Annotated in this window: 11 protein-coding genes and 1 pseudogene; 7 read left to right on the forward strand and 5 right to left on the reverse strand. The window is 72.3% G+C overall.

Annotated features, from left to right (window positions below):
* Positions 1–158: 158 nt before the first annotated feature.
* Positions 159–405: pseudogene (locus ACQ9ZG_RS19315) on the reverse strand (hypothetical protein); the annotation flags it as partial.
* 296 nt (positions 406–701) lie between these two features.
* Between ACQ9ZG_RS19315 and ACQ9ZG_RS19320 the strand changes: the two are divergent.
* Positions 702–2,156: an NCS2 family permease gene (locus ACQ9ZG_RS19320; RefSeq protein WP_018490529.1), complete on the forward strand. Its 1,455-nt coding sequence runs from the start codon at positions 702–704 to the stop codon at positions 2,154–2,156.
* A 132-nt stretch (positions 2,157–2,288) separates the two neighbouring features.
* On the opposite strand, the gene ACQ9ZG_RS19325 is transcribed toward ACQ9ZG_RS19320, so the two are convergent.
* Positions 2,289–2,513 (reverse strand): hypothetical protein, encoded by a 225-nt coding sequence (locus ACQ9ZG_RS19325; protein ID WP_028416919.1) that lies wholly within the window; start codon positions 2,511–2,513, stop codon positions 2,289–2,291.
* A gap of 134 nt (positions 2,514–2,647) precedes the next feature.
* Here ACQ9ZG_RS19325 and ACQ9ZG_RS19330 point away from each other — a divergent pair, with 134 nt between their 5' ends.
* The 5 genes from ACQ9ZG_RS19330 (at position 2,648) to ACQ9ZG_RS19350 (ending at position 7,201) form a co-directional block, all read left to right on the forward strand.
* The gene (locus ACQ9ZG_RS19330) at positions 2,648–3,088 is read left to right on the forward strand and encodes a MarR family winged helix-turn-helix transcriptional regulator (protein ID WP_028416918.1); all 441 of its coding nucleotides are present in this window, start codon (positions 2,648–2,650) and stop codon (positions 3,086–3,088) included.
* A 135-nt stretch (positions 3,089–3,223) separates the two neighbouring features.
* On the forward strand, positions 3,224–4,558 hold the full coding sequence (locus tag ACQ9ZG_RS19335; RefSeq protein WP_109917181.1) for an MFS transporter: 1,335 nt from the start codon (positions 3,224–3,226) through the stop codon (positions 4,556–4,558).
* Between the two features lie 442 nt (positions 4,559–5,000).
* On the forward strand, positions 5,001–5,594 hold the full coding sequence (gene thpR / locus ACQ9ZG_RS19340; RefSeq protein ID WP_499281619.1) for an RNA 2',3'-cyclic phosphodiesterase: 594 nt from the start codon (positions 5,001–5,003) through the stop codon (positions 5,592–5,594).
* Between the two features lie 125 nt (positions 5,595–5,719).
* Complete coding sequence (locus ACQ9ZG_RS19345; RefSeq protein ID WP_258311881.1) at positions 5,720–6,007, forward strand: hypothetical protein; 288 nt, start codon at positions 5,720–5,722, stop codon at positions 6,005–6,007.
* Positions 6,008–6,211: 204 nt separating this feature from the next.
* The gene (locus tag ACQ9ZG_RS19350; RefSeq protein WP_028416915.1) at positions 6,212–7,201 is read left to right on the forward strand and encodes an aldo/keto reductase; all 990 of its coding nucleotides are present in this window, start codon (positions 6,212–6,214) and stop codon (positions 7,199–7,201) included.
* Between the two features lie 222 nt (positions 7,202–7,423).
* Here ACQ9ZG_RS19350 and pip read toward each other — a convergent pair whose 3' ends face one another.
* Entirely contained in the window at positions 7,424–8,416 is a 993-nt protein-coding gene (gene pip, locus ACQ9ZG_RS19355) for a prolyl aminopeptidase (protein WP_109915636.1), read from the reverse strand.
* A 64-nt stretch (positions 8,417–8,480) separates the two neighbouring features.
* On the opposite strand from pip, the gene ACQ9ZG_RS19360 reads away from it, so the two are divergent.
* Positions 8,481–8,972 (forward strand): hypothetical protein, encoded by a 492-nt coding sequence (locus tag ACQ9ZG_RS19360; protein WP_109915635.1) that lies wholly within the window; start codon positions 8,481–8,483, stop codon positions 8,970–8,972.
* A gap of 232 nt (positions 8,973–9,204) precedes the next feature.
* On the opposite strand, the gene ACQ9ZG_RS19365 is transcribed toward ACQ9ZG_RS19360, so the two are convergent.
* Positions 9,205–11,061 (reverse strand): serine/threonine-protein kinase, encoded by a 1,857-nt coding sequence (locus tag ACQ9ZG_RS19365; RefSeq protein WP_499281620.1) that lies wholly within the window; start codon positions 11,059–11,061, stop codon positions 9,205–9,207.
* Between the two features lie 467 nt (positions 11,062–11,528).
* Positions 11,529–12,380, reverse strand: coding sequence for an SDR family oxidoreductase (locus ACQ9ZG_RS19370; protein ID WP_375138314.1), 852 nt, complete (start codon positions 12,378–12,380; stop codon positions 11,529–11,531).
* Between the last annotated feature and the right edge of the window lie 100 nt (positions 12,381–12,480).

Consider the following 12,480-nt stretch of genomic DNA (forward strand, 5'->3'; position numbering starts at 1 on the left):
CCGGTCCGCCCCGGAGGTCCGGGCCTCCGCTTGGGTGTCGGCCGGGGTGCCGGTCCGGGCCTCTGCGCGGGCGTCCGCGGGGCTGTCGGTCCGGGCCTCTGCGCGGGTGTCGGCCTGGGTGTCGGCCGGCGTGTCGGTCCGGGCCTCCGCCTCCGCCCGGGCCGCCGCGTGCCGCTTCAGGGCGGCGTCGCGCCCCCGTACGTACCAGATGCCGATCAGCCCGAGTCCGGCGCCGGCCAGCGGGGTCCACACCCACCAGGTGTGCCCCCGGTCGGCGAACCAGCCGTAGAAGGGGAGCTGGGCGAGGAAGAGGACGAACCAGAGGACCGTGCCGCCGACGATGGTGGAGACGACGGGGCCCTCCAGGGGCTCGGGCGCCTCGTGCTTCGGTGTCCACTTCTCCATGAGTTCAGTGTATGGGGACCCCCTGCGGCCGTTCGGGGGCCGGTCCTCCCGGCTGCCCGCACGGGTTCCCCGCGAGCGATCGCACTCCCCCCAAGGGTCTACGCGCGGAGATAGCGATCTTCGCCTGATGTATTCATACTGAATCTGCTTTGGGCTGGCTCGATTTGTTCGTCTGAACATCCAATTTCGATCGCCTTTCGCCCTCTTTGCCGCTGGCGCCCCGTCTTCACCCCCGCACGTCCGCCCCCCTTCCGCCCTTCTCCGTCCACCCCTCCTACGTACGACTGAGGTCATCCATGCCCCCCTCGGCCACCGCTCCGGTCGACGCCCCGCAGCCCTCGGCTCCGCAGCCCACGGGCAGCCTGGACCGGTTTTTCAAGATCTCCGAGCGGGGGTCGAGCCTCGCGCGCGAGGTGCGCGGCGGGTTCGCCACGTTCTTCGCGATGGCGTACATCATCGTGCTCAACCCGATCATCCTGGGCAGCGCGAAGGACATGTACGGCCACCAGCTCGACAACGGTCAGCTGGTCACCGCCACCGTGCTCTCCGCCGCCTTCTCCACGCTCCTGATGGGCGTCATCGGCAATGTGCCGATCGCGCTCGCGGCCGGGCTCGGCGTCAACACCGTGGTCGCCCTCCAGCTCGCCCCCCGGATGAGCTGGCCGGACGCGATGGGCATGGTCGTCCTCGCGGGCATCGTGGTCATGCTGCTGGTCGCGACCGGGCTGCGGGAGCGCGTGATGAACGCCGTACCGCGCTCGCTCCGCAAGGGCATCGCGATCGGCATCGGCCTCTTCATCCTGCTCATCGGCCTGGTCGACTCCGGCTTCGTCTCGCGTATCCCCGACGCAGCCCACACCACCGTCCCGCTCCAGCTCGGCGGCGACGGCCACCTCAACGGCTGGCCGATCCTGGTCTTCGTCCTCGGCGCGCTGCTCACGCTCGCGCTGATCGTGCGCAAGGTGCCCGGCGCGATCCTCATCTCGATCATCGCCATGACGGTGGTCGCCCTGGTCATCGACGCGGTGGCCGGGCTGCCCGAGGGGGCCTGGGGGCTGACGACGCCGTCGTGGCCGGGGAACCCCGTCTCGGCGCCGGACTTCGGGCTGCTGGGCGAGGTCAGCCTCTTCGGCGGCTTCGCGAAGGTCGGGCTGCTGACCGGCATCCTCTTCGTCTTCACCGTGCTGCTGTCCTGCTTCTTCGACGCGATGGGCACCATCCTGGGCGTCGGTGACGAGGCCAAGCTGATGGACCGGGACGGCAACTTCCCCGGCATCAACAAGGTGCTGTTCGTGGACGGCATCGCGGTCGCCTCGGGCGGTGCGACCTCCGCCTCCGCCACCACCTGCTTCGTGGAGTCCACGGCGGGCGTCGGAGAGGGCGCCCGCACCGGACTGGCGAGCGTGGTGACCGGTCTGCTCTTCTCGGTGGCGCTGTTCCTCACACCGCTGGCGACCATGGTCCCGTCGCAGGCGGCCACCCCCGCCCTGCTGGCGGTCGGCTTCCTGATCATCGCGGGGTCGGTCCGGGACATCGACTGGAGCGACTACACGCTGGCGGTCCCGGCGTTCCTGGCGATGGTGATGATGCCGTTCACGTACTCGATCACCAACGGCATCGGCATCGGCTTCATCGCCTTCTCCGTGCTGCGGCTGGCGGCGGGCCGGGGCCGTGAGGTCCCGATCGCGATGTACGTGGTGTCGGCGGTCTTCGTCTTCTACTACGCGATGCCGGCGCTCGGCCTCACGTAACCGGCCTCACGTAACCGGCCTCACGTAACCGGCCTCACGTGACCGGCCTCGGGCCACTGGCTTCAGGTCGCCGGTCCCACGCAACCGGTCTCAGGCCACTGGCTGCACGTCACCTGCTGCACGTCACCGGCTTCACGTGACGGGTCTCGCGTGATCGGAGGCGTCACGCCCTTCCGCGGAGTCGCCGTAGAACTTCTCCGTCTCGTCGACGGCCGCCTTGAAGCGCTCGTCGAAGTCGTCGCGAATGAGCGTCCGGACCACGTAGTCCTGGACGCTCATTCCGCGTTTGGCCGCATGCTGCCGGAGCCGGTCGAGCAGCTCACCGTCTATCCGCAGGCTGAGCACTGTCGATCCCATGCCCAGCAGGGTCGCCGCCCCGGGGCGCTCCGCGCGTCACTTTCCGCTTCCAACTCACCCGTTCGGGTGACCGGAATTCCGCTGGCGCCTTATCGGGTGGTATTTAGATAGGGTAATGAGTTACGCTAACGAACATGCCTGACCTGATCCACGACGGCGAGAGTGCCGCCGCCGTGAGCTCCCTCCGCTCGGCCGTGATGCTGCTGGGCCGGCGCCTGAAGCACCAGCGCGTCGACGAATCGCTGAGCCCCACCGAGATGTCGGTGCTCGGCACCCTTGCCCGCTGCGGCTCGGCCACCCCCGGCGAGCTTGCCCGCAAGGAGCACGTGCAGCCCCCGTCGATGACCCGCATCGTCGCGCTGCTGGAGGCGAAGGGACTCGTCAGGCTGGAAGCGCACCCCGATGACCGTCGGCAGAAGATGGTCAGCCAGACGGAGCAGGCCGAGGCCATGCTCGCGGAGAGCCGCAGCAAGCGGAACGCCTGGCTGTCCCAGCTCGCCGAGGGCCTGGACGAGGACGAGTGGGAGAAGCTGCGGGCCGCCGCGCCCGTGCTGGAGAAGCTCGCCCACCTGTGACCCCGCGGGCGCACCGCCGGTGACCGGTCCGCCGTACACCCGACGTACGGCGGACCGGACCGACCACCGCCGGAGCGCCCGCCGTCACGTCCTCGTCGGACAGCACGCCGCAGACGTACGAGGAGATGAACCCTTTTGAGTACGGGACCCGGAGCAGACTCCGCCCCCGCACCGGCTTCCACCCACGAGAGCAAGACCGGCGGGACCTTCTCGTCGCTGAAGATCCGCAACTACCGCCTGTTCGCCACGGGCGCCGTGATCTCCAACACCGGTACCTGGATGTCCCGCATCACGCAGGACTGGCTCGTCCTGAGCCTGACGGGCTCCGCCACGGCCGTGGGCATCACCACGGCCCTCCAGTTCCTTCCGATGCTGCTCTTCGGCCTGTACGGCGGTGTCATCGCCGACCGCCTCCCGAAGCGGCAGATCCTGCTCGTCAGCCAGGCCATGCTCGGCCTGTGCGGTATCGCGCTGGCCGTCCTGACCCTGACCGGGGTCGTGGAGGTCTGGCACGTCTACCTGATCGCGTTCCTGCTCGGCATGGTGACGGTCGTCGACAACCCGGCCCGCCAGTCGTTCGTCTCCGAGATGGTCGGCCCCGCCCAGCTCCGTAACGCGGTCAGCCTCAACTCGGCGAACTTCCAGTCCGCCCGGCTCATCGGCCCCGCCGTCGCGGGTGTCCTGATCACGACGGTCGGCAGCGGCTGGGCGTTCCTGCTCAACGGCCTCTCCTTCCTGGCCCCGCTCATCGGCCTGCTGATGATGCGGACGAGCGAACTCCACGCCTCGGTCCGGGTGCCCCGCGCCAAGGGCCAGCTGCGCGAGGGGCTGAGGTACGTCCGGGGCCGCCCGGAGCTGATCTGGCCGATCGTCCTGGTCGGCTTCGTCGGCACGTTCGGGTTCAACTTCCCGATCTGGCTGACCGCCTTCGCGGACGGGGTCTTCGGCGGCGGCGCCGGGATGTACTCCTTCTTCAACATCCTGATGGCCGCCGGTTCCCTGGCCGGAGCACTGCTCTCGGCCCGGCGCCGCTCCACCCGGCTGCGGATGCTGGTGGCGGCGGGCACGGCGTTCGGCCTGCTGGAGATCGCGGCCTCGCTCTCCCCGTACGTCTGGCTGTTCTCCCTCCTCCTGGTCCCGATCGGGATGCTGGGCCTGACGACGAACATCACCGCGAACACGAGCGTGCAGATGGCGGCCGACCCCGAGATGCGGGGCCGGGTGATGAGCCTCTACATGATGGTCTTCGCCGGGGGTACGCCGGTGGGCGCCCCGATCGTCGGCTGGATCAGCGACACGTACGGCGCCCGCGTCGGCTTCGCGTCCGGCGGCGTGATCTCGGTGATCGCCGCCCTGGCCGTCGGCTTCGCCCTCGCCCGCGTCGGAGGCCTCCGCCTGAAGGTCGACCTCCGCCAGGGCCGCCCGCACGTCCGCTTCGTACCGCGCGAGCGGCTGGCGACGGCGGCGTGACGTAGGTACTCCGTGGGGCCTGCGGGACGTGTGGGGTTCGCCGGGTCCAGGCGGGTCATGGGACGGACTCGCGAGGTCGAGGCGGCTCACGGGCTCACGCGGAAGGCGCCCTCTCTCTGACCAGGGGGACGGGCGTCTTCCGCGTGTCCGGGGGTGCTGACCCGCTACCGGTGCCGGGTCGCCGGGCCTCCCCGCCTCCCGGAGGGCCTCTGCCAGACTCGCGCCCATGAGCAGCCGCGACCCCGGCAGTGACCTGGACCGTGACTCCGGCCGTCACCTGGACCGTGACTCCGGCCGGCAGCGGGACTGTGACTCCGGCCGTCAGCCGGACCGTGTCCCCAGCCGTCACCTGGACCGTGACCCCGGCCGTCACCTGGACCGTGACCCCGGCCGGCAGCGGGACTGTGACCCCGGCCGTCAGCCCGGCTGTCAGCCGGGAGCTCTGCCCACCCGGCCCCGCCGCCCCGCCCAGCGTCTCTTCGCCGCGGTCCTGCCGCCGCCCTCCGCCGTGGCCGAACTCCGTACGGCGGTGGCGCCCCTCCGTGCACTCCCCGGCGCGCGGGACCTGCGCTGGACGCGGCCCGAGGACTGGCACGTCACGCTGGCGTTCTACGGGGAGGTGCCGGACGAGGACGTACGGCCGGAGCTGGAGGCGCGGCTGGGGCGGGCCGCGCACCGGACCGAGCCCTTCCGCCTCCGCGTCCACGGGGCGGGGCACTTCGGCGGGCGGGCGCTGTGGGCCGGGGCGGCGGGCGGGCTCGACGCGCTGCGGCTGCTGGCCGAGCGCGCGGACGCGGCGGGCCGGCGGTCCGGGGTGCCGCTGGAGGAGCACCGCCGCTTCACCCCGCACCTCACGCTGGCCCGGAGCCGGGCGGGAGCGGAGCTGCGGCCGTTCACCGAGGCGCTGGCGGGGTTCGAGGGGCAGGGCTGGGAGGCCGGTGAGCTGAGTCTCGTACGGAGTGAACTCCCGCACTCGGGGGTGCCGGGGGAGCGGCCGCGCTACGCGGTGGTGCGGGCCTGGGCGCTGGGGCGGTGAGCGGTGCGGTTACGCTCGAAGGGTGGACCCGAAGACCAGAAACCGCATCATGGCGGCCGCGCTCGTGCTCATGTTCCTCGTCGTCGCCGTGTCGGCCGCCTTCGGCGCCTGAGACGGACGGCGGGGTGACCGTACGGGCAGTCGGTGCCGTCGGTGCCGCCCCCGCGCCCCGCTGCACCAGCACCACCCCGCCGACGGCTTCGCCGCGCCCAGCCACGGGAGCGGCCCCGGCGTCCGCCCGAGGAACAGGTCGTCGAGGACGGACGCCCGCCGCCTCCACGGTCGAGGGCCATGTGCGCAACAAGCGCAGGAGACGCGCGGAGCCGGACGTGGAGCCGGACGCGGCGGCGGACTGCGAGGAGCTGGACAGACGGCTGCGTACGCCGGTGAACCCGCCGGAGAAGGACGGCTGAGGACCGCCCCACCGGCGACCCGCCGGAAATCCCGCCGGGGCCCACCGGAAAACCCGCAGGGGCCCACCGGAACCCGCCAAGGCCTCACAGGGAACCCGCCACGGCCTCACAGGGCCTCGCAGAGAACCCGCCAGGGGCCGTGACGGGACACGGGGCCGACGCGTCCTTGCCTGGAGTGGACTCGAAGGAGTTGGCTGGGGCGTCATGAAGTACACACAGCTCGGACGCACCGGACTCAAGGTCAGCCGACTCGTGCTCGGCACGATGAACTTCGGCCCGCAGACCAACGAGTCGGACAGCCACGCGATCATGGACTCCGCGCTCGCCGCGGGGCTGAACTTCTTCGACACCGCCAACGTCTACGGCTGGGGCGAGAACAAGGGGCGCACCGAGGAGATCCTCGGCACCTGGTTCGCCCAGGGCGGCGGCCGCCGCGACAAGGTGGTCCTGGCCACCAAGATGTACGGGAACATGGCCCCCGACGGCGACGCCTGGCCCAACCACGACAAGCTCTCCGCCGTGAACATCCGCCGTGCGGTCGACGCGTCGCTCAAGCGGCTCCAGACGGACCACATCGACCTCTACCAGTTCCACCACGTCGACCGGAACACCCCGTTCGAGGAGATCTGGCAGGCGATCGACGTCCTGGTCCAGCAGGGCAAGATCCTGTACGCGGGCTCCTCGAACTTCCCCGGCTACAAGATCGCCCAGGCCAACGAGCAGGCAGCCAGGCGCGGTTCGCTCGGCCTGGTCAGCGAGCAGTGCATCTACAACCTGGCCGAGCGCCGCGCCGAGATGGAGGTCATCCCGGCCGCGCAGGAGTACGGCCTCGGCGTCATCCCCTGGTCCCCGCTCCACGGCGGCCTGCTGGGCGGCGTCATCAAGAAGGAGGCCACGGAGGGCCGCCGCGCCTCGGGCCGCTCGGCCGACGCCCTGGCCAACAGCGCGGTCCGCTCCCAGGTCCAGGCGTACGAGGACCTGCTGGAGAAGCACGGCCTGGAACCCGGCGAAGCGGCCCTGGCCTGGCTGCTCACCCGCCCCGGCATCACGGGCCCGATCGTCGGCCCCCGGACGGCGGAACAGCTGGACAGCGCCCTGCGCGCCCTGGAACTCGACCTCCCGGAGCCGGTACTCACCGGCCTCGACGAGATCTTCCCGGGCCCGGGGCCGTCTCCGGAGGCCTTCGCCTGGTGAGGTGAGCCGACGGACGAGACCGGCCGCCGTCCCGCGTAGGGGTGGCGGCCGGTCTCGCTGCCTGGGGTGGGGACGGCGGAGGACCAGGGTCCGCGCCCAGAGAGGCGGCGGCCGACGGCGTTGCCCTGCGTGGGGCGGCGGGCCGGTCCGTCCGGCTGGTGGGCGGCGGCCGACCGCGCTGCCCTGCGTGGGACGGAGGCCGACGGCGCTGTCCTGCCCCCGCTACCCCGCGAACCGGTCCAGCGCCGCCAGCACCGCCCGCCGGGTCGCGGGCCCGCCGAGGTGCCCCGCGTCGTCGATGACCGTCAACTCCGCCTCCGGCCAGGCCCGGTCGAGCTCCCAGGCGGTGGTCAGGGGGCTGCCCAGGTCGAAGCGGCCGTGGACGAGGACGGCGGGGATGCCGGCCAGCCGGTGGGCCTCGTCGATGAGCTGGTTCTCCCGCAGCCAGGCGCCGTGCGAGAAGTAGTGGGCGCAGATGCGGACCATGGCCCGCTGGTCGCGGTCGGGGCGCCCGCTGTACGGAGCCGGCCCCGGCCCGGCCTCCAGGGAGAGGACCGCGTCCTCCCAGGCGCACCAGGCGGCGGTGGCCCGCTCCCGTACGGCGGGGTCCGGACTCTCCAGCAGGCGCGCGTAGGCCGCGACCAGCCCGGCGGGCTCCGTCGCCGGACCGGTGGGGTCCGTCGCCTCGGGGGCCCCTTCCCGGAAGGCGTGCCAGGCCTCGGGGAAGAGCTGCCCGACGCCCCGGTAGAGCCAGTCGATCTCGCTGCGCCGGGTCGTGGTGACCGAGGCGATGACGGCCTCCGTGACCCGCTCCGGGTGCGCCTGCGCGTACGCCAGGATCAGCGTGGAGCCCCAGGAACCCCCGTACAGCAGCCAGTCCGTGACGCCGAGGTGTTCCCGGAGGCGCTCCATGTCGGCGATCAGATGGTGGGTCGTGTTGGGCCGCAGGTCGGTCGCCGGGTCGCTCGCGTGCGGGGTCGACCGCCCGCAGCCGCGCTGGTCGAAGAGGACCACCCGGTACCGCTCCGGGTCGAAGTACCGCCGCGCCCGCGGTCCGCACCCCGACCCGGGCCCACCGTGCACCACCAGCGCGGGCTTCCCGTCCGGATTCCCGCACGCCTCCCAGTACACGCGATTGCCGTCCCCGACCTCCAGCATGCCGCTCGCGTACGGCTCGATCGGCGGGTACAGCTCGTCGGGTTCGCTGGGGTCCACTGGGCTGCTCCTTGTCGGTTCGTGAGGCCGGAACACCTTATGCGCGCGGCGTAATCTGGGCGCCGTGAACGCCACTCCCCGGGTCCTTGCCCTGCTGGACGACGTCCTTGCCGCCGCCCGTCCCGACCAGCGCGGGGCGTTGTGGCAGTTGGCCGAGGCGGGGCGGGAGCTGGACGCCAACCTGGTGCGGCTGCCTGCCGGTGCGGAGGTGGGGGAGCACCAGGAGGACGTGCTCGATGTGCTGCTCGTCGTGGTGGCGGGCGGGGGGCTCGTGCGGGTGGCGGGCGGGGAGCTGGTGTTGGGGCCGCGTTCCGTCCTCTGGCTGCCCCGGTCGTCGCGGCGCGCCCTCGTCGCGGGGCCGGAGGGGCTGACCTACCTCACCGTTCATCGTCGGCGGCCCGGAATGGCTGTCAAGGGGCCGGGCGGGACGCCCGCGTACGAAGGCGGCGAAGGGCCCTGCATGCTGGACCGGGTCTGTGCGGAGTGCGGGCGGCTGTCGGAGGATCCCGCGCCGGTCTTCTGCAGCCGGTGCGGGGAGCGGTTTCCGGAGCGGTGAGAGCGGGGCCGGCCGACCCTGCAGTCGGGCCGGCCGACCTGCGCTCGGGTCGGTCGGCCGGTCGCCCGGGGCGGTGGCGGCGGGGCCGTGGCGCCTGGTCCCGTAGGCCGGGCCCGATCCGACCCCGTACCAGAGAGGTGGGGCCGGGCCGTCCCCGTAACAGAGTGGTCAGGCCGGACAGTTCCCGTGACAGAGCGCTGAGGCCCGGCCGTCCCCGGACAACCGCCGCCGGTCAGTGGCCCTCGCACTCCGTCAGGTCCGGGCGGCCCGGTGGGGGCTTGTTGTCCAGGAGGGCGGAGAGGTTCTTCTCGTACATCTCGTCCCAGGTCCGGCTGCCCAGGATCGTGCGCAGCGCCGCGCACACCTCGCCCTTCAGGACCGGGGACTCGGGGCGCATCGCCACGCCGTACCCCTCCGCGCCCTGGATGTTCTCCAGCCGCCGGACCTTCCCCGAGTTCGCCTTCTCGTAGCCCGCCAGGACGATGTCGTCCGAGGCGACCGCGTAGACGTCCGAGCGTACGTCGAGGAGTTGGTCCAGGCAGTCCTGGTAGGTGTTGGGCTGGGACTCCGTCATCGTGAAGCCGCGCTTGGGCAGCTCCTTCTCGTACGTGGAGTCCCGCGCCGTACACACCTCGACGCCCAGGCGGCGCAGGTCGCTGGAGTCCCTGATCGTGTACTTGCTCGACTTCTCGCGGACCAGGAAACTCCGGCTCGCCTCGTAGTACGGGCCCGCGAAGTCGACGCTGTAGCCGCCGGGCGAGGCGGACTTGCGGTCGTCGGTGATGCTGTACGAGGCGATGACCAGGTCCACCTGCTTCGCTTTGAGAGCGGTGCTCCGGTAGTCGGTCGCGACCGTGGTGAAGGCGACCTCGTCCCGGCTGTACCCCATGTGCGCGGCGATCGCGTAGGCCAGGTCGATGTCGTAACCGGCGTACGTGCCCGTCTTCTTGTCGTACTTGCTCAGGCCCGGCTGGTCGTCCTTGACCCCGATCTTCAGCGTGGGGTTCGTCTTCTTCCACGGCTCCGGCGCGGGGCCGCCGCCGGAGCCTGCCGTGGTGCTGCCGCTGCCCGTGCCGGTCTTCTCGTCGTCGCCGATGCCCTGCGCCACCAGCCACCCCGCCGTCCCCAGCAGGGCCACGCACACCACCGCCGTCGCCGCCCTCAGCCAGGGGCGGGGGCGCTTCGGGCGGGTGGTGGCCGCCGGGACGGGCGGACCCAGGGGCTCCGGTACGGGGGTCGGTACGGGGGTGCGTACGGGGTCGGGCGCAGGTTCCGAGGGGGCCGTCGGCGGGTGGGTCGCCGCGCCGGGCCCGGACGTGTGCGGGGCCGACGGGCCGCCCAGCACCTCCCGCAGCATCGCCTCCGCCGTCGCCGCGTCCAGCCGGTCGTCCGGGTCCGGGAAGAGGAGGCCCTGGATCACGGGGGCGAGCGGGCCCGCGTAGCGGATGACCGGATCGGGGGAGTGCCGGATGTTCTCCTGGACCTCCCACACCTCGCCGCCCGCGAAGGGGGTCCGGCCCTCGACCATCTCGTACAGGGTGATGCCGAGCGCCCACAGATCGGAGGCGGGGGTGGGGCCGGGGGAGCCGGGGGTGAAGAGTTCGGGCGCCAGGTACGGGGGCGTGCCGATCACGCTGCCGGACCGGGTCACCTGCGTGGCGCCCTCGAACGTCGCGATCCCGAAGTCCACCAGGACCGCCGGGCCTTCGTCGTGGACCAGCACGTTGCCCGGCTTCACATCCCGGTGGACGACCGACGCCGCGTGCACCGCCCGCAACCCCTGGAGGATCTGCAGGCCGATGTCCGCCGACCTCGGTACGGCGAGCACCCGCTCGGCGCGCAACAGGTCGGCCAGGGAACGGGCTTGGAGGAGCTTCATCACGATCCAGACCTGGTTGTCGGTCTCGACCTGGTCGTGGACCGTCACCACGTTCAGGTGCTCGATCTTGGCGATGGCCTCCGCCTCCCGGCGCGCCCGCCGCATCGCGGCCGCCTGGGTGCCGGGCGTCATCGCGTTCCGGTCGAGCAGCCCCTTCACGGCGACGAAGCGCCGCAGCCGCCGGTCGTGGGCCTTCCACACCTCGCCCATGCCGCCGCTGCCGATCGGCTCCAGCAACTCGTAGCGGCCGTCGATCACCAGACGCGGGGCCGGGTGGGCGGCAGGGCGCGGGGTCGCGCCGCGCGGGGGCGTGGGGGGCCACTGCTGGGCGGATGCGGAGTCTCCGGGCAGGGGGTCTCCGGGCATCGGCCCTCCGGGCAGGGGGTTCCCGGGCGTGGGGTCCCCTGACATGGAGTTACCGGGTACGGAGTCCTCGGGGCGGAAATCTTCGGGGCCGTTGCCCCGGTGACCACCGGCGCCCCCGTGACCGCCACTGCCCCCGTGGCCTCCGGCGCCCCGGCCGCCCGTTCCGCCGCCCTGGACATCGTCGGTCCCGGCCCTGTCTTCGCCTTGCATGCGACCCCCTGTGCACTACATGGACCAGGCAAACAGTAGACGCTCGGTCAGCTCTCCACAGCTCTCCGCAGCGCTCGCCCGGAGGGGATTTCGCGTGGGTCTCAGGAAGCCGCGCCGCCGTTGCTCTTCAGCAACTGCCCGTTGACCCACTGGCCTTGGGGCGAACACAGGAAATCCACCAGATGCGCGGTGTCCCGCGGGGTGCCGAGCCGGCCGAGAGGGGTGTCTCGGGTCAGGACCTGGCGCAGCTCGTCGTTCATCCAACCCGTGTCCACAGGGCCGGGGTTGACGACGTTGGCGGTCACCCCGAGATGGGCCAGCTCGTGCGCGGCGGCCAGGGTGATGCGGTCCAGGGCGCCCTTGCTCGCACCGTAGGGCAGGTTGCCGACGGTGTGGTCGCTCGTGAGCGCGACGACCCGGCCCTCGACCGCGCCCGGCTCGCCGCGGAAGCGGAGCCCGTACGCGCGGATCAGCAGCCAACTGGCCCGCGCGTTCACGGCGAAGTGCCGGTCGAACGCCTCCACGGTGGTGTCCAGCAGCCCCGAGTCCACCGACTCCGCGTGCGAGAGGATCAGCGCGGTGACCGGACCGAGGCGCTGCTCCGCCTCGTCGAGGACGCGGTCGGGGGTGCCGGGGTCGGTGAGGTCCGCCTCGATCGCCACCGTACGGGCTCCGGCCCCCGCCAGCTCCTCCGCGATGGACGCTGCGGCCCCGTCCTCGGCGCCCCACTCCATGCGCCGGTCGTACGGCGTCCAGTACGTGAACGCGATGTCCCACCCGGAGGCCGCGAGCTGCCGCGCGATGCCCGCACCGATCCCGATGGAGCGCCCGACGCCGGTGATGAGGGCGACGGGGCGGGGAGACCGCGGAGCCTGGTCCGAGGCCTGGCCCTGGCCCTGGGCCGGGGCGGAGGCCGTGGGCGGTGCGGTCGGAGGCTGCTTCTCGGTCGTCACGCGATCATCCTTCGGGGCCCGTACGGATGCGTCAATCGCTTTCCCGTCATGCCGCCGTACCCTCCCTGACCTGCGGCGATCCATCTTCCTGGTGGGCCGA

Origin of the sequence: Streptomyces araujoniae, assembly GCF_050871195.1 — a bacterium.
GTDB classification, from domain to species: Bacteria; Actinomycetota; Actinomycetes; order Streptomycetales; family Streptomycetaceae; genus Streptomyces; species Streptomyces bacillaris.